We start from the raw sequence: 14,840 nt of genomic DNA, 5'->3' as shown, positions 1-14,840 counted from the left end.
CCCTCCCCGCCAACCCCAACGGAAAATGAATCACCCCATGCGCCGTTTCCGGCAACAGATGCACCTCCACTTCCGCCGCCCTGCCCCAACGCTCAGCCAGTTCAAGCGTGTCATCCCTGAGCGGGTCCAGTTCCGCAGCAAACATCAACGCCGGCGGAAACCCGGTGAAGTCGCCGTACAACGGAGACAACGGTGGCTGCCGGCGTTCTTCGTCGCTCAATCCCGGCGTGAGCATTTGCAGCGCTTCAACAACCCCCGGCCCATCCAGCAGTAAGATATCGGGCCCGGCGTTGCGCACGCTAGCGAAAAAGGGGACTGATTTATTTTCCAGAATTAGACCAGTGCCCTTTTTTGCCCTTTCTCAGTTGCTGGAACTATCCGTGGTTGCAACGTAAGTATTTGACCGACCGTTTTGGGGTGGCTTCAGCCCTTCGTAAGGGTCAGCAATCGGCTAAAAGCAGTCGTTCAGCATCTTCAAAACACGGGACGATTCAGTGAGCCTGAGACCGTCAGTTCAACACCAGCGACTATGCGGAGCAAGAAATCAAGGACACGCTGCTTGGTCCAAAGCCGTCAGCTGTCTGTCGAAGCTTTTTAAGGAAGGGTACGCGTAAAGCTCATAAGCTAGCGTGCAAGCATCTGGATTCCGTATAAAATGTCGTTTTCTTACACGGAGTTCGGCGAGCATGAGGGTGTTAGATATAAACAATGTGTTCATTGGCGACTTAGAGCCACTCAGCCCTGTAGCAACCATTATTTTAGATAATGGAGAAGAGCGGACGATTAATTTAAGCCCCACCACCCTGAAGGTCTGCTATGACGAGGATGGTGCCTTCGATGGATTGGACGCTGAAGAACTAGAATACTGTCTTGGAGTTTATATATCTGAGCGCAATTGCAAGCCGACCCTAACCCTTGACACACTCAAAATTCTTGCTGAAGTCCTGAGCGATAAACGGTGTGAGCAATACTCCGTTGATGATCACGATCAGATTTGTGTCTACAATGAGGAAAAGGGGCATTTTTATATAGTGTCGTCCTTCGTTGATTTGTACGCTGGCTATCGAGAGCTTAATGAAATGATCGCACGAGAGCCGGCTAATTAAGCCAATTTTTCTTTTTTTGGCAGCGTTGGGTTGCTATAAATACCAGCGCAGCCTTTCAATATTGACTTTGGGAGTTAGGGATGCAAGACGTAGAAGGCTCAATGCGGAGTCATTGGGCATCAGGGATGGGGTGGATCATCTACTCAGTCAGTGAAGTAGACATGTTACTTATTCACTTTTATGGCTTTATTACTCAACAGAAAAGGCCAATCACATTACCAAGCAAGTGGCAAAAGCTAACAACCTCTGATCGACTAAAGCTGGTTGAGGCTGAGTTGTATAAAATGCCTGAGTCTCCAGCCACCTTACGTATAAAACGAATCTTCGCACGTGTGAAGGTGTTAATGGATAATCGTAATCATATCGCCCATGGTGTATTAACGCTTGTCGGTGGTGGGCAGATGGAGATGATTAGATACGATAAAAAAACAGATCAAATGGTGACCATGACATATGCAGAGCTCAGAGAGACGGAAAAAACCGCCCGAAAGCTCAGTGACGACATAACACTATTGATCCACCTTTGCGAGACTTACGACGACTTTATACGCCCTTATACCCCAGGCGAGGTACAGGGCATGGAGGAAATCAAGCCTCATGACCCAGCACCAGCGGCTTAATAGGGCGGCCTGCTAACCGCCACTCAAAAAAGGGGACTGCCACTACGATGGGCAGCTATGGGTAGATTGCGGACGGTCGCGACAAGCTTACTCCGACCAAGTGCAGGCCTTTGCTTTCGAGCGGCCTCAGTTGCTTCAGACAGGCCTAGTAGGCCGAGGCCGTAGCATGGACTCCATCTCGGATCGTGTTCTGCCAGTTAAAATCAATATGCAACTATGAGCCGAATAAATCAGGTTGGCTTATATTGCAGCTCGATCTCGGCATGTTCTATATCTAACAATGCCCTTCTCACCCTATCTATAAAACTTGCAGCATCTTCGGGGGTAGTACCGATTTTCACCTGATTAGGACGGGGATGTATAACTCTAGCTCTTATGCCCGAAAGTCTTTTCAATTCAGCCGCAACGTCATCAGAAACCACCCCGACTTGCTGAGCATACTTAATTTTTTTTGTAAAATCAGTCTCACCTTCATTGTTATCTAAAATCTGATCTAGCATGATTTCTATGCAAGAAAAAGCTAGTTGAACAGACGCAGCATCCGCTCCAGCTGCTCTAGCTTTCTCAGCCTCCTCCAGAAGATCATGATAGTCAAAGATTTTAGGGCGACGTGTTGAAACTCTACTGACCACTTCCGGCACAGCCAGAGATACAACGCCTGTAGCGATCATGGCAGCAATCTTTAAAATTAGTTCTAACATTACACTCTCCCTGCAATAATCAAATAGAGAGCAGCTGTAAGATTGATAACGCCCAACGCCAGTATAGCAGAGATGCATTTCTTGCGATGCCTACCTGATTCAGAAGAAACAACCATTTCTCTCCACAAAAACAAAAAGAACCATACAACCAATGATGCCAATATTGATCCAAATAGAATGGGATAATTGCTAGAAGATTCTGACAAAAATGGGCTTATAGTCTTACGCAGAGCTTCGGTGGCGTAAAAATATGACAAGAACAATGTCACAAGAAAAGTTAAAGCCATAAACGAAAATTCTGGGCCAGGAATAATATTAAGTACCAACTCTTTTCTAACGTCTTTCCGAGCCTGTGCACCTGCATCAGCGATGAAGGCAACCCGTCCTGAAGCCGCACCCACAAAGCTATCGGCAGCTTCCGCCATTGCAATTGCGACCCGCTTTTCCGACTGACGACGAACTACTGCCCATTTTGCTACTGCTATCCCAACGGACTCTACGAGCACCATCAATAGCGAGATTGCTCCTGACACAACTACGTCCAACATTAACTAGGTTCCTTGGAGTAATCCGTTATGTGTGCTACGTGGCCATTTAGTATCAAATGGCAGACAATAATATTCGACTTAATGACAAATCGCTACTCCGGTTGCAGCTTCGTCACTGGCAACGGCGGGTCGATAGCGGACATTCGTGGCCGCCGAAACCGACTCTCCATAAAACACTCACCCTTCAGCAACTCGCCCCGCAACCCAAGCCCGACCATACCCAACCACCCTCCCCGCCAACCCCAACGGAAAATGAATCACCCCATGCGCCGTTTCCGGCAACAGATGCACTTCAACCTCCGCCTCCCTACCCCAACGCTCAGCCAACTCAAGCGTGTCATCCCTGAGCGGATCCAGCTCCGCCGCAAACATCAACGCCGGCGGAAACCCGGTGAAGTCACCGTACAGCGGAGACAACGGCGCCTGCCGACGCTCTTCATCGCTCAATCCCGGCGTGAGTATTTGCAGCGCCTCGACCATCCCCGGCCCATCCAGCAGCAAGGTATCGGGCCCGGCGTTGCGTACGCTGGGGGTTCCGGTCAGGTCGTAGACGCCGTAGTACAGCAGCGCCCCGCTCACCCGTTCGAGCAAGTGCGGCCACTGTTTGAGTTGCAGCAGAGTCGCGGCGGCGAGGTGGCCGCCGGCAGACTCCCCCACGACGATGATGGGGAGGTTCGCAAATTCACGGCAGTCATCACTGAGCAACCAGCGAGCCGCCGTAAGGCAGTCCTGCATCACGCCTTCAATCGGCGTCGAGACCACCAGCCGATAGTCGACGGAGACCACGGCCACGTCGCAGGCGTTCACCATGCCGATGTTGAGGTGGTCGTTCATCTGCGCGTTGCCGATGACCCAACCGCCGCCATGAAAATCCAGCACCACGCCTTTGGCCTTTGTCTTTGGCCGAATGATCCGCACCGGCACTGAAGCGCCGTCGACGCCCACCACTTTGTGTTCGGCCTCGAGCCCGTGCTTGAGCAACTTTCTCACGCCGCCCAATTGGCTGAGGCGTAACAGCATTTGAAACACTCGCGGTGTGATGCGATTGCGGATGCGAAAACGCGGCAGCCGGGCAAGCTTCCTGTTGAACGCGCGCAATTGCGCCAACTCGTTATCGTCTGCGGGCCAACGGGTTGATGTCTTCATTTCGTCCTGGCTCATCGGCGGTAGTTGCGCAGGATATCAGCGGTTGCGGTCTGTTCCAGCCTGGATGCCCGGAGCAACGCAAAAAGTTCATCAGCCGTCATCTCGCCTCGTTGATAGGAATAGGCAATGCTCAAAGACAAACCGACATAGGTGAGTGTTTCTTCGATGGATACCATGACCTGAAACCCCACTCACCGGAGCCCGTCATGACCACCACCAAGACCCTTTTCATTACCGGCGCCAGCAGCGGCTTCGGCCATGCGCTGGCCAGGGAAGCACTCGCGGCCGGCTACCGTGTCATTGGCACCGTGCGCAAGGAAGCCGACTTGCACGCCTTTCAGTCGCTGTCCATGGAAAACGCCTACGGGGTAATTCTGGATATCACGGACTTCGACCGGATCGACGGCGTCATTGCCGAAGTTGAAGCGACTCATGGGCCGGTCGATGTGTTGATCAACAACGCGGGGTACGGCCATGAAGGCATCTTCGAAGAGTCACCGCTGGAAGACATGCGCCGCCAGTTCGACGTGAACGTGTTCGGCGCCGTTGCCGTGATCAAGGCGTTCCTGCCCTTCTTTCGCAAGCGGCGTGCGGGCCACATCATCAATATCACCTCGATGGGCGGCACGATCACGATGCCGGGCATCGCGTACTACTGCGGCAGCAAGTTTGCGCTCGAAGGCATCTCCGATACGCTGAGCAAAGAGCTGACGCCCTTCAATATCTTCGTGACCGCCGTTGCACCGGGTTCATTTCGAACGGACTGGGCCGGTCGCTCGATGCAGCGCACGCCGCGCAGCATTGCCGACTATGACGCCAGTTTCGATCCGGTGCGCAAGGCGCGCGAAGAAAAGAGCGGCAAGCAACTCGGCGACCCGCAAAAAGCAGCCCAGGCAATGTTGCAGATCATCGCCAGCCCGGCCCCACCGGCACACTTGCTTTTGGGCAGTGACGCGTTGCGCCTGGTGCGTGAAAAGCTCAAACACGCCGCCGGCGAGATCGATCAGTGGGAAGCGTTGACTCGCTCCACCGACCATTGAGCGGCCAATAGAGGGGACGCAATGAAGCAGGCCGACGCAGGCACCTCGCGCATGGTGCAGCTCATGGAAACGCTCGCACCGGTCGAGGGCTACAACCTCAGTGCGCTTGAAGGTGTCCGCTTCCTGCGCTCGAACCGGCCGCTGACCCGCACGCCGGTGCTGTACGACCCGGGCATCGTGATCCTTTGTCAGGGCCAGAAACGCGGTTATCTGGGCGACGACGTCTACGTCTACGACGCCCAGCATTATCTGGTGGTGTCCGTGCCCATCCCCTTCACCATGGAAACCGATGCCACCGAGGCCGAGCCGATGCTTGCGATCTACATGCACCTCGACTTCCAGTTGGCCAGCGAGTTGATGCAGCAAGTGGATGACCTTCACGGCCCAAGCGACGCGCAACCCAAGGGCATGTACGCCTCGCCGATGGACGACAGGCTCCGTGCGTCGACATTGCGTTTTCTCGAAGCGATGAGTATCCCGGGGGACGCGCAGATACTGGGGCCATCGCTGATGCGGGAAATCTACTACCGCATTCTGACGGGTGAACAAGGCGGATCGATGCGTGCTGCGCTGAATCGACAGGGGCATTTCGGCAAGGTGACTCGGGCGATCCGCAAGATCCACAGCAGCTATCAGGAGCGCCTGGACGTCGAGCAACTCGCTCACGAAGCCCGAATGAGCGTGCCCAACTTTCACCTGCACTTTCGCAGCGTGACGGACACCTCGCCGATGCAGTACTTGAAGTCGACGCGACTGCACCAGGCGCGACTGCTGATGCTGCGCAATGCCATGACCGCTTCGGCAGCGGCGTTCAACGTGGGTTATGAAAGCGCCTCGCAGTTCAGTCGCGAGTTCAAACGCTTTTTCGGCAGGACGCCGCAGGCGGAGATCGAGTGGATGAAAGCAACCTATGCCTTGCCTGCGCCGACTACACCCTCGGAGTATGTTTCGTCGCATTGATCGCCCTCTCCCGCGCTTCCCCCATTTCTGGGAAACCGCCTTGCGCTCTTCGCTATAACCTTATAAGCGACCGCGAATTAGACTGGCTGCAGTTCAGTTCGCATCGCGATTAAGGAAGACAACATGCAAGAAATTTTCAGCATCAACTGGTTGCTCTGGCTATCAACCATGGTGCCGCTGACCCTCAGTGCAGGCCCTGGCAATCTGATGGTGGCGACCTCGGGTGCGCAAAGCGGTGTGCGCCGCTCGGTCCGGTTCATTGCCGGCCTGGATATCACTTACTTCCTGATCGCCGTGCTGGTCGGACTGGGCCTTTATCACACGCTCATGAACAGCCCGACGCTGGTCTGGGTTCTGCAAGTCGTCGGCAGTTTCTACATTCTGTACCTGGGCATCCGGCTGTTGCGTCGCCCGCTCAAGGCGCCCAGCGACAAGGCCATGCACCTGCAATTCAAGGACGGGATCGTTGTGCAACTGGGCAATGTTCAGGGCATCGTGATGTTGCTGGTGATGTTCTCGACCTTCATGCCCTCCGGTGAAACCAGCAGCAGTGTCGTGCTGATCCTGAGCGCCGCTCTGATCTCGCTGAATTTCTTCTCGCATGTCATCTGGGTCTCGCTGGGCTCGACCGTGCAGAAACTGATCCAGTCACGCCCCAGATTACTGGTGTTCCAGAACGCCGCGTTCGGTCTGATGCTGATCGCCGTGGCGGTCTGGATTTTCCTGCGTATCGGCCCACTGTAAGGAGGACCTATGACCCATGCACACGGGATCGTATTCGCCACACCAGGTCAACCGGACGTCCTCGAATTACGCGAATACAGACTGCGCGCCGCAGGCCCCGAGGAGATCACGGTTGCCATCGAAGCGGCGGGGGTGAACTTCATCGACCTGCACCGTCGCAGTGGTGCTCTGGAGGACGGTTCGCCGTTTCCCAGGGGTCTGGGCATGGAAGGTGCCGGTCGCGTAGTCGAATGTGGAGCCCAGGTAAAAGGCTTCGCCCCCGGTGACCGGGTTGCGTTCGTCGACAACTCGACCGGGAGTTACGCCAGCCACGCAATCCTTCCGGCCGCACGCGCCATTCGCCTGCCCGATGATGCACCCGCCGAGGTCGTCGCGGCGTTGATGTTCAAGGGGTTGACGGCCGAATACCTGACTCATCGTTGCGTCCCGCTCAAGCCTGACGATTATGTTGTCTGGCACGCCGCTGCCGGAGGCGTGGGCAGCATTGCCACCCGCTGGCTGGTCGCTCGAGGCATGCGCGTCATCGGCCTCGCGTCGACCGAAGCCAAGCGCAAACAAGTGCTGGAGGCCGGATGCATTGCCGCTCTCGACGCGGGCGCCCCGGGCGCAGCAGCATCCATTCGTGAATTGACCGAGGGCAAGGGTGCTCATGTGGTGTTCGATTCTGTCGGGCACGACACCGTGGAGCTGTCGCTGGCCAGTTTGCGCCAGCGTGGTCATCTCGTGCTGTTTGGCAATGCCTCGGGCGATGTGACCGGGTTCAACCTGTCACGGCTTGGGCAATTGGGCTCATTGCATGTCACCCGGCCCTCCTTGAAGCACTACATCGGCCAGGACGCCGAACTCGCCGACGCTGCCTCGCGTGTGCTGCTGGCCCTGTCCGACGGTTCGATCCAGGCCCCTCGGATAACGCGCCTGCCGCTGGCCATGGCCGCTGAAGCCCATCGCATGATGCAAGACCGGGAAACCCGGGGCTCGCTGATCCTGGTCCCCTGACCTCGCAGCAAAACGGCCGTCAGTGAATTTCGGCCGTTTTGCTGTGAAACAGCTCCGTCAGATACTCCACCACCCGATCGACACGACTGACGCCCTGCGTCGCCTGATTGCGCAGCAACCAGATATCCGAGGTGCGTGACGGCCGGTCGGGCAACACCTGCAGCAAACCGGACTGGTGGCCGACATAGGCCGGCAACGCAGCGATGCCAAGGTTGGCCTCGACCGCTTTCAGCTGAGCGTTGAGGTTGGACACACGCATCCAGAGCTTCTGGTCACCACTGACTTCACTCAGCCACTGCGCCAGCGGCATGTAAGCCATCTCCTCGGTCCAGCCGATCAGGTTGTGATCCTTCAAGTCGCCGGGCTCCGTGGGCAGCCCATGGGTTGCGGCATATCCCTGGGAACAGAACAGCCCCTGCATCAGCGTGCCCACCCGGCGCATGGTGAAGTTGCCGTTATCGGGCCTGCGCAACCGGACAATGATGTCGCTGTGGCTTTGCGTGAGTTTGGAGGACACCGCCGAGTTGATGAAATCGAAGCTGATTTCCGGATGCTGATCACGGAATGCGGCAAGCCCCGGAATGATCAGGTGCGTGCCCATCAGTTCAGGACAATCGATCCGCACCTGCCCCGCCATCCGGTCCCCCGGTTGCGACATCTGCCGCTCCATCAGTTTGAAGCGTTCCTCGGTTTCCAGTGCCAGTGGCAGCAACGTGCGGCCCGCCTCCGTGAGGAAATAGCCATTGGTCTTCTTCGAGAACAGCACAGTGCCGAGCGATTCCTCGAGCGCGGCGATCTTGCGCGATACCGTCGAGGCCGAGACCTTGAGCGAAATTCCGGCCTCGGTCACGTTGTTCGATTTGGCGACGAAGACAAAAACCTTCAGATCATCCCAGTCCATGTTGATGACATACCCAAAAATGGAAAATCGATCCCCACCTATTTCTATTCGAAATAATTCGAGGCCACGTTAGAGTTTTTGCACGGAGCAAAACCCAGAGGAAACATGGATGATACGTAATTCAATGCGCGCCCTTCCAGGGTTCATGCAGCCGTTCTTGAGCTGGCTGACGGCCAAACCTCTGCCCGAAGACCTCGATCGGGTCCGCGTCCTGAAACCGATGCACCATATCCTTGTGTCGGCGGGATTAATAGCCTCCGGCACGCTGCTGGCCGGCATCGGTTACCTGCACGGCAACGTTGCACTCTGGCTGCTGGGCTTCGTCGTGGCGACCGGGGGCATCAAGCAGATGCAAGTGATGATCTGCCACAACTGCGCTCACGACATGGTCTTTGAATCACGCGAGAAGAACCTGACCGTGGGCCGGATCATTTCCGGCGCCCTGATGCTCAAGCCTTTCGATACGTACAAGCATGAGCACACGCTGCATCACAGCTCCAAAACCCTGCTGACCGACGATGACGACACCCTCTCCTACCTGCAAAGCGTGGTAGGGCTGAAGCCGTCCGACAGCATCACCACCATGTGGACCAAACTGGTGTCCACGGCGTTTTCCCCGCTCGCCATCCTGCGCTCGTTCTGGGGGCGACTGAAGGCCTCCGCAACGGCGCCAAACCGACGCGTCTCGGCACTGACCCTCCTGTTCTGGGCGAGCCTTGCGCTGTTGTCGATCGTTTTGGGCCATTTCGATCTGTTCATGATGGCCTGGGTCGTGCCGGTCTTCGCGGGTTACCACATCAGCACCACCTTCCGCCTCGCCGCCGAACACACCTGGCCAAGCGTGGATGTCCTGGAGCGACGCGGCATCGACTTCATCTGCGAAAGCACGACAGCGGTGTTCATCGGCGAAGAACTGCACATCCCCGACGGCGCAGGCACCGTTCGACGCTACGCCCATATCGGCCTGTGGCTGATCAAGATGCTCGCGTTCCACTTGTTCATTCGCCTGTTTGTAATGGTCGGTGATACGCCGTGCCACGACTTCCACCATCGCCGCCCGCGATCCAAGGAGTGGCCGAACTACATCACCGCCCGCGAGCGCGACAGGATCGAAGGCTCCAAACCCTTCCCGACCAACTACGGGGAGAACTGGGGATACATCAACGCGGTCACGACGAACTTTCGCAACTTTCAACGGGCACTCCCGTATTACGCAGCCAGGAATGCAACTTAAAAGGGACTTTAACGATGACGTTCAAACAAACCGCACTGCTCACCACCGTACCTTCGGACTCTCACAGCTGGAATCTGGTGTTCATGGAGTTCCTGCTCAACGACCTTGGCTACAAGGTCGAAAACCTGGGGCCCAACACCCCGATGGATGAGGTGGTCTCGCGGCTCAATCGCAACGGTAGCGCAATCGTTGTGGTCAGCACGGTCAACGGCCACGGTTACCTTGAAGGCGCCGAACTCGCCCGGCGCATTCGTGCAGAGACCGATCACTCGGAGGGGCTGTATATCGGTGGCAAGATCTGCACCGAAAACGATCCGCAGACCATCGCCCGGCACAGCGAAACCCTCAGGACGGCAGGCTTTGATGAAGTGTTCGACGACAGCGTCGCGAACAGCTTCGATGCCTTTCAGGAGCTGGTGACAGCGCAGCTTTATCCGACGCATTACCTGGAAAAACGGGTCGCTCGATGACCCGCGACACCGCCCCCTCAGGTCCAGATAAAGGTTTGCCAGGATGATCGACTTCAACACGCATGTCCTTGAACAGTTCGACGCACGCGGCCCGGTACTTCAGCCGCGCATGGGTTTCAGTGACCCGGCCCGCATGCAGGCGGGTCTGGAGGCCACAGCGGCAAGCCGGGCAAACACCGTTTGCACCATCACCCTTGATGCATTCACACGGGTGAACAACCTTGAGGCGGCACAACGGGCCATCGATACGGCTTCCATGCTCAATGGCTACCCGATCGTCAACCATCCACCGGCACAGACCCGTACCATGCTAGGTCAGATTCACGACCGCTACCGACTGCCGGTGCAGATTCGCCATGGCTCGCCCAACCCGCTGCACATTTTCCAGCGCATGGTCGAGATCGGCCTGGCCACCACCGAAGGCGGACCGATCTCTTATTGCCTGCCTTACAGCCGCACACCGCTGCGCGAAGCCTTCGGCCACTGGGAGAAATCCTGCCAGGTGCTGGCCCAGGGCGTAGAGCAGAGTCATATCGAAAGCTTTGCCGGCTGCATGATGGGGCAGATGTGCGACCCGGTCATTCTGGTTGCACTCAACATCCTTGAAGGGCTCTTCTTGCGCTCCCACGGGATCAAGACCTTGTCCTTCTCCTATGCCCAGGGCACCTCACCGGTACAGGACCGCGCCGCAGTGACGGCGCTGCAACAGTTGGCGGCCGAGTACTTCGCACCGGGCAGTTATCACTTTGTCGGCTATGTGTTCATGGGGTTCTTCCCCCGGACCCTGGGTGGATTCTGCCGAATCACCGGCGATGCGCTGGGCATGATCCGCGCGACAGGCGTGCAAAGGGTCATCATCAAGACGCCGGTGGAATCACGGCGGATTCCCCGGATCGAGGAGAACATCGCGGCCCTGGAATACGCGGATTATTGCCTGCACACCGACGGCGTTCTGCCGGATATCCCGTTCGATGCGCAGGAACACGCGCGCATTCTGGGGGCCGCAAAACGGCTGATCGAGGGGACGTTGAAGCGCGATACCAATCTGTCCGAAGCCATCCTCAGTGCCTTCGACAGTGGATTCCTGTCGATCCCCTACTGCCTCCACCCGGATAACAAGCGCAGCGCCGGCACCGTGCTGACTCCGCAGAACTACTATCACGGCTTCGAAGGCGAGCGCGTGGAGAACGCGTTCTCTTTCCTCGCGGCGCTGCGACAAAACATCCGTACCTATGACGGCGTGCTTTGAGTAACCGTCTACGTTAATGGGAGGCTGTTCGCCTTATTCGGCGGGCAGCCCTACCCCCAATCCCGGACCGCTTGAAGGCAAGTCATCGACGCTCGCCAGCAAATCGACAAAGCGCGCTCTCAAGGTGTCGTCCTGAAGTCTTGCCATTGCATAAGCATGCAAGCGTGCAAGCGTCCCTCTCGCGACAACAAAACCACCCTGACCTTTCAACTGTTGTGCATAGTCATCGAGCACGGCGGCGGTCTCGTTGCACAGTTCGAGTGATGCCAGCCAGGCCTCGCCTTCCGACTGATCGTGAGTCAACTCCACTTGTAGCGCATCGATTGCCATGGCGATGGTGCGAAGCCGCACCAGCAATTCCTGCATACGAAAAACCAGCACTTCCTGATGACTCTCGGCGACCTGCCAGCCAGGTTCCAGCGCCACCCTGGCCAACATCGCCTGGCTGTCGGCCAACTCATTCCATACCCGCAAATCACGGGGCGCCTCGTCAGCTGTTCGTCGGGTTTTCAACGAGTCTGCCAGTCGGTCCATCAGCTTCGCCAATCGCTGACGCAACGCTTCACCCTCTGCCTCGGGCCACAGAAAGGCGTGAATCAACAGGGATATCCCGACACCCAACAGCACACCGATCACGCGATCACGAATCTCCGTCAGGTTGGTGCTGGGCTCGAATTGCTCCAGCAACGCCAACGCGAAAGTGAACACGATCTGCACGCCGGCGTAGCTGATTCGCTCGGAGCCGGCGGCGATCCAGGAACCCAGCGCAATCACCGGCAATGACATGAACAACAGGCCGACGATCCCGTCGATGTGCGGAACCACCAGAATCACCATCGCCAAAGCCAAGGCACTGCCCACCAGCGCACCACCGACACGCAACGTCGCACGCATCCCGGTCGCGCCGAGGCTGGGTTGAGCGACGATCAGGCAGGTCAGCATGATGGTGTGGATGCCTTGCCAGTCCGTGCCCATGTAGAACAGGTAACAAAGCGACGCCGCCAGCAGCGTCTTGACGGCAAACTGCATGTACACCGGGTTTTCGAACGCATCCGGCACCCACATCGGCGCGCTCTGAGCCTTGGTGCCTTGAGGGTTATCAGCCTTCTCCACATTCAGAAAAGACAGCAACTCCAGGCGTATTTCCTCGTAAACGCCGGGCAATCCTCTCGTATCGATCTGATCAAGAACGGACATCCCTTCGGGTGCCTGTCCCGTGCCCAGAGAAGCCTCCAGATCAAGCACTGCCTGTCGCAATAATTCGTTGGACAGAGCGTTCGCTGTGGGCGCCGGCAATTGAGCGGCCAACGTCAACAGTCGGGAAATACTGCTGATGCGCGCCAGGTGAGCGACTTGTTGGCTGCGATAACCGGCGTCCCTCATGCAGGCGAACCTCAACAGTTGCTGCGCGGCCAACACGCTGCGCTGAATCGCGGCGGCACCCAGCGCCGCACCGCTCTGCTCGCCGCTCAGACACCGGGCAACGATCAACAACTGCGATCGCAGATGATTCTCCAGTTGCCTGACAGGCTCCGCCGGCAACAGCAGCGTATTGACCAACAGCGTCAGGCCGATGGCGTAACTGACCGCCACCCACACCCACAGCACCAGACGCAAAACGGCCTCGGCCTGATCGGTCAGGTCGACGAAGGTCTGGGCATAGATCACCACAATGCCGACCACGAAAAACACAACACCGATCCGGGTGACCCGGATCAGATAGGCACTACAGAAAAACAGCATGCTCGCGCCGAGAATTCTCAGGAGCGGGTATCCGTAGGTGAACTTCAGAAGCAGGATGGTCAAGCCGATGGCCAGTGTTGCGCCGACCAGGAACAGCATCCCGACCATGCGTGTCAGCACCACATTGGTCTGCGTCACGTAGAAGACCACGATCAACGATAGCGCCAGCAACGGAACCTGCAGGGTCATCGAAATGATGATCACCAGCGCACTGCCCAGCAGCGTGCGCAGCAACAGGTTCACACGGCCAGGGTACGGCTGAAGTTCATCGACCAGAAACCGATACAGGCGCTCCAGGCTGCCCCTGTTCCTGTCTTCCGCCGAGCGTTTCATTGACCGGTCTTGGCCGGTTCGTCAGGGCGCAGTACCGCGACGGCAGAGGCGCCGATGCGAAACAGCTCCGGGTCGGGGTCTTGCACCGAGATCTTCACCGGAAAGCGTTGCGAAACCCTGACCCAGTTGATGGTGCGCTGGACGCGCGGCAGGCCTTCGATGACGGTTCCGCCGTCATCCGGCAGCACACCGAAACTGAGCGAGTCGACCCGCCCCTGAAACCGCTTGCCGGTGTCGCCCAACAGATAAAGCGTGGCGGACGTGCCAGCCTTGATGCCTTTCAGATCGGTCTCGCGAAAGTTCGCCACCACGTACCAGTGGCGCGTATCGATCAGCGTGAAAATCGGTTTGTAGGCCGAGGCGAACTGGCCGACGGTGGTGCGCAAGGACGCGATTCGCCCGTCGAAAGGTGCGCGAACCTCGGTGAACTCCAGGCTCAGTTCGGCCAGGGAAATCTGCGCTTCGACCTCGGCCCGCTGCGCCACCAGCGCATCCACACCACTGACGGCAGCCCCGGCTCGTTGCGCCTGCAATCGGGAGGCGTTGAGTTCGGCAGCCGTCGAACGCTGGGCCGTTCGCGCCTGATCCACCGCTTCCACGGACACATAACCCTTGGCGAGCAACTTCTCCAGACGCTGAAGGGTGTCGTTCGATTGCGTGGCCTGCGCCCGCGCCCGCTCGACCGACGCCACAGCCGATGCCGCCTCGTATTGTTGGGCGTTCACACTGCGCTGGGTCAAACCGATCTGATGATTGAGCGTAACCAGCCGCGCCCTGGCCTGATCCAGCGCGTCCTGATACGGGCGTGCGTCGATGCGGATCAACAGATCGCCCTGCTTGACCAACTGGTTGTCGCGCACCGGCATCTCGACGATCCGGCCGTTCACTTCCGGAACGACATCGATGGTGTCGGCGTACACATAGGCATCATCGGTACTCGGCCGGGTTTCGGTTTGCCAGAGCACATAACCCAGCACCAGAAAAGCGGCCAGAACGATCAGCAGCGCCGGCACACGGCTTGAATGCGTTTTTTCGGTGGTTTTATTCAT

At 57.6% G+C, this 14,840-nt stretch carries 16 protein-coding genes and 1 pseudogene; 9 read left to right on the top strand and 8 right to left on the bottom strand.

Annotation, left to right across the window (positions count from 1 at the left end; genetic code table 11):
• Positions 1–301, bottom strand: a pseudogene (locus tag AC3WRD_RS20855) (alpha/beta hydrolase fold domain-containing protein); the annotation flags it as partial.
• A 385-nt stretch (positions 302–686) separates the two neighbouring features.
• Here AC3WRD_RS20855 and AC3WRD_RS20850 point away from each other — a divergent pair.
• Together AC3WRD_RS20850 and AC3WRD_RS20845 are read left to right on the top strand one after the other, a co-directional pair.
• Positions 687–1,106 carry a hypothetical protein gene (locus tag AC3WRD_RS20850; RefSeq protein ID WP_102622810.1) on the top strand — a complete coding sequence of 140 codons (420 nt, stop codon included), beginning with the start codon at positions 687–689 and terminating at the stop codon, positions 1,104–1,106.
• Between the two features lie 80 nt (positions 1,107–1,186).
• Positions 1,187–1,726: a hypothetical protein gene (locus tag AC3WRD_RS20845; protein ID WP_102622809.1), complete on the top strand. Its 540-nt coding sequence runs from the start codon at positions 1,187–1,189 to the stop codon at positions 1,724–1,726.
• Between the two features lie 230 nt (positions 1,727–1,956).
• Here the strand turns inward: AC3WRD_RS20845 and AC3WRD_RS20840 are convergent, their stop codons facing one another.
• From AC3WRD_RS20840 to AC3WRD_RS20825, 4 genes are all read right to left on the bottom strand, one after another.
• Positions 1,957–2,427: a hypothetical protein gene (locus tag AC3WRD_RS20840; RefSeq protein WP_102622808.1), complete on the bottom strand. Its 471-nt coding sequence runs from the start codon at positions 2,425–2,427 to the stop codon at positions 1,957–1,959.
• Positions 2,427–2,975 carry a hypothetical protein gene (locus AC3WRD_RS20835; protein WP_102622807.1) on the bottom strand — a complete coding sequence of 183 codons (549 nt, stop codon included), beginning with the start codon at positions 2,973–2,975 and terminating at the stop codon, positions 2,427–2,429. Before AC3WRD_RS20835 ends, AC3WRD_RS20840 begins: the two co-directional genes overlap by 1 nt.
• A 177-nt stretch (positions 2,976–3,152) precedes the next feature.
• Positions 3,153–4,121, bottom strand: coding sequence for an alpha/beta hydrolase (locus AC3WRD_RS20830; RefSeq protein WP_102650861.1), 969 nt, complete (start codon positions 4,119–4,121; stop codon positions 3,153–3,155).
• 11 nt (positions 4,122–4,132) lie between these two features.
• The gene (locus AC3WRD_RS20825) at positions 4,133–4,297 is read right to left on the bottom strand and encodes a hypothetical protein (RefSeq protein ID WP_158243867.1); all 165 of its coding nucleotides are present in this window, start codon (positions 4,295–4,297) and stop codon (positions 4,133–4,135) included.
• A 30-nt stretch (positions 4,298–4,327) separates the two neighbouring features.
• Between AC3WRD_RS20825 and AC3WRD_RS20820 the strand changes: the two genes are divergently transcribed.
• The 4 genes from AC3WRD_RS20820 (at position 4,328) to AC3WRD_RS20805 (ending at position 7,861) form a co-directional block, all read left to right on the top strand.
• Positions 4,328–5,161 (top strand): oxidoreductase, encoded by an 834-nt coding sequence (locus tag AC3WRD_RS20820; protein WP_102622096.1) that lies wholly within the window; start codon positions 4,328–4,330, stop codon positions 5,159–5,161.
• Between the two features lie 21 nt (positions 5,162–5,182).
• On the top strand, positions 5,183–6,121 hold the full coding sequence (locus tag AC3WRD_RS20815) for an AraC family transcriptional regulator (protein ID WP_102622097.1): 939 nt from the start codon (positions 5,183–5,185) through the stop codon (positions 6,119–6,121).
• A gap of 123 nt (positions 6,122–6,244) precedes the next feature.
• Positions 6,245–6,865 (top strand): LysE family translocator, encoded by a 621-nt coding sequence (locus tag AC3WRD_RS20810; RefSeq protein ID WP_102622098.1) that lies wholly within the window; start codon positions 6,245–6,247, stop codon positions 6,863–6,865.
• Between the two features lie 9 nt (positions 6,866–6,874).
• Positions 6,875–7,861: a quinone oxidoreductase family protein gene (locus AC3WRD_RS20805; RefSeq protein WP_102622099.1), complete on the top strand. Its 987-nt coding sequence runs from the start codon at positions 6,875–6,877 to the stop codon at positions 7,859–7,861.
• Positions 7,862–7,880: 19 nt separating this feature from the next.
• On the opposite strand, the gene AC3WRD_RS20800 is transcribed toward AC3WRD_RS20805, so the two are convergent.
• Positions 7,881–8,762 (bottom strand): LysR family transcriptional regulator, encoded by an 882-nt coding sequence (locus AC3WRD_RS20800; RefSeq protein ID WP_102622100.1) that lies wholly within the window; start codon positions 8,760–8,762, stop codon positions 7,881–7,883.
• A gap of 109 nt (positions 8,763–8,871) precedes the next feature.
• On the opposite strand from AC3WRD_RS20800, the gene AC3WRD_RS20795 reads away from it, so the two are divergent.
• The 3 genes from AC3WRD_RS20795 to AC3WRD_RS20785 are packed head-to-tail and all read left to right on the top strand — an operon-like array spanning position 8,872 to position 11,715.
• Positions 8,872–9,996, top strand: coding sequence for a fatty acid desaturase (locus tag AC3WRD_RS20795; RefSeq protein ID WP_173861330.1), 1,125 nt, complete (start codon positions 8,872–8,874; stop codon positions 9,994–9,996).
• Between the two features lie 14 nt (positions 9,997–10,010).
• Positions 10,011–10,466 carry a cobalamin B12-binding domain-containing protein gene (locus tag AC3WRD_RS20790; protein ID WP_102622101.1) on the top strand — a complete coding sequence of 152 codons (456 nt, stop codon included), beginning with the start codon at positions 10,011–10,013 and terminating at the stop codon, positions 10,464–10,466.
• A gap of 43 nt (positions 10,467–10,509) precedes the next feature.
• Positions 10,510–11,715: a methylaspartate mutase gene (locus tag AC3WRD_RS20785; RefSeq protein ID WP_102622102.1), complete on the top strand. Its 1,206-nt coding sequence runs from the start codon at positions 10,510–10,512 to the stop codon at positions 11,713–11,715.
• 33 nt (positions 11,716–11,748) lie between these two features.
• Here the strand turns inward: AC3WRD_RS20785 and AC3WRD_RS20780 are convergent, their stop codons facing one another.
• On the bottom strand, positions 11,749–13,791 hold the full coding sequence (locus AC3WRD_RS20780; protein WP_102622103.1) for an FUSC family protein: 2,043 nt from the start codon (positions 13,789–13,791) through the stop codon (positions 11,749–11,751).
• On the bottom strand, positions 13,788–14,840 hold the full coding sequence (mdtN, locus tag AC3WRD_RS20775; protein ID WP_096820590.1) for a multidrug transporter subunit MdtN: 1,053 nt from the start codon (positions 14,838–14,840) through the stop codon (positions 13,788–13,790). The genes AC3WRD_RS20780 and mdtN overlap by 4 nt, the downstream gene beginning before the upstream one ends.

Source organism: Pseudomonas sp. FW215-R2 (assembly GCF_058789255.1).
This window is presented reverse-complemented; position numbering and strand designations above follow the sequence as displayed.

Coding starts and splice junctions, on each gene's coding strand:
- AC3WRD_RS20790 (WP_102622101.1), top strand. CDS start 10,011: ATGACGTTCAAACAAACCGCACTGCTCACCACCGTACCTTCGGACTCT.
- mdtN (WP_096820590.1), bottom strand. CDS start 14,840: ATGAATAAAACCACCGAAAAAACGCATTCAAGCCGTGTGCCGGCGCTG.
- AC3WRD_RS20845 (WP_102622809.1), top strand. CDS start 1,187: ATGCAAGACGTAGAAGGCTCAATGCGGAGTCATTGGGCATCAGGGATG.
- AC3WRD_RS20815 (WP_102622097.1), top strand. CDS start 5,183: ATGAAGCAGGCCGACGCAGGCACCTCGCGCATGGTGCAGCTCATGGAA.
- AC3WRD_RS20820 (WP_102622096.1), top strand. CDS start 4,328: ATGACCACCACCAAGACCCTTTTCATTACCGGCGCCAGCAGCGGCTTC.
- AC3WRD_RS20810 (WP_102622098.1), top strand. CDS start 6,245: ATGCAAGAAATTTTCAGCATCAACTGGTTGCTCTGGCTATCAACCATG.
- AC3WRD_RS20850 (WP_102622810.1), top strand. CDS start 687: ATGAGGGTGTTAGATATAAACAATGTGTTCATTGGCGACTTAGAGCCA.
- AC3WRD_RS20780 (WP_102622103.1), bottom strand. CDS start 13,791: ATGAAACGCTCGGCGGAAGACAGGAACAGGGGCAGCCTGGAGCGCCTG.
- AC3WRD_RS20800 (WP_102622100.1), bottom strand. CDS start 8,762: ATGGACTGGGATGATCTGAAGGTTTTTGTCTTCGTCGCCAAATCGAAC.
- AC3WRD_RS20830 (WP_102650861.1), bottom strand. CDS start 4,121: ATGAAGACATCAACCCGTTGGCCCGCAGACGATAACGAGTTGGCGCAA.
- AC3WRD_RS20795 (WP_173861330.1), top strand. CDS start 8,872: ATGATACGTAATTCAATGCGCGCCCTTCCAGGGTTCATGCAGCCGTTC.
- AC3WRD_RS20805 (WP_102622099.1), top strand. CDS start 6,875: ATGACCCATGCACACGGGATCGTATTCGCCACACCAGGTCAACCGGAC.
- AC3WRD_RS20840 (WP_102622808.1), bottom strand. CDS start 2,427: ATGTTAGAACTAATTTTAAAGATTGCTGCCATGATCGCTACAGGCGTT.
- AC3WRD_RS20785 (WP_102622102.1), top strand. CDS start 10,510: ATGATCGACTTCAACACGCATGTCCTTGAACAGTTCGACGCACGCGGC.
- AC3WRD_RS20835 (WP_102622807.1), bottom strand. CDS start 2,975: ATGTTGGACGTAGTTGTGTCAGGAGCAATCTCGCTATTGATGGTGCTC.
- AC3WRD_RS20825 (WP_158243867.1), bottom strand. CDS start 4,297: ATGGTATCCATCGAAGAAACACTCACCTATGTCGGTTTGTCTTTGAGC.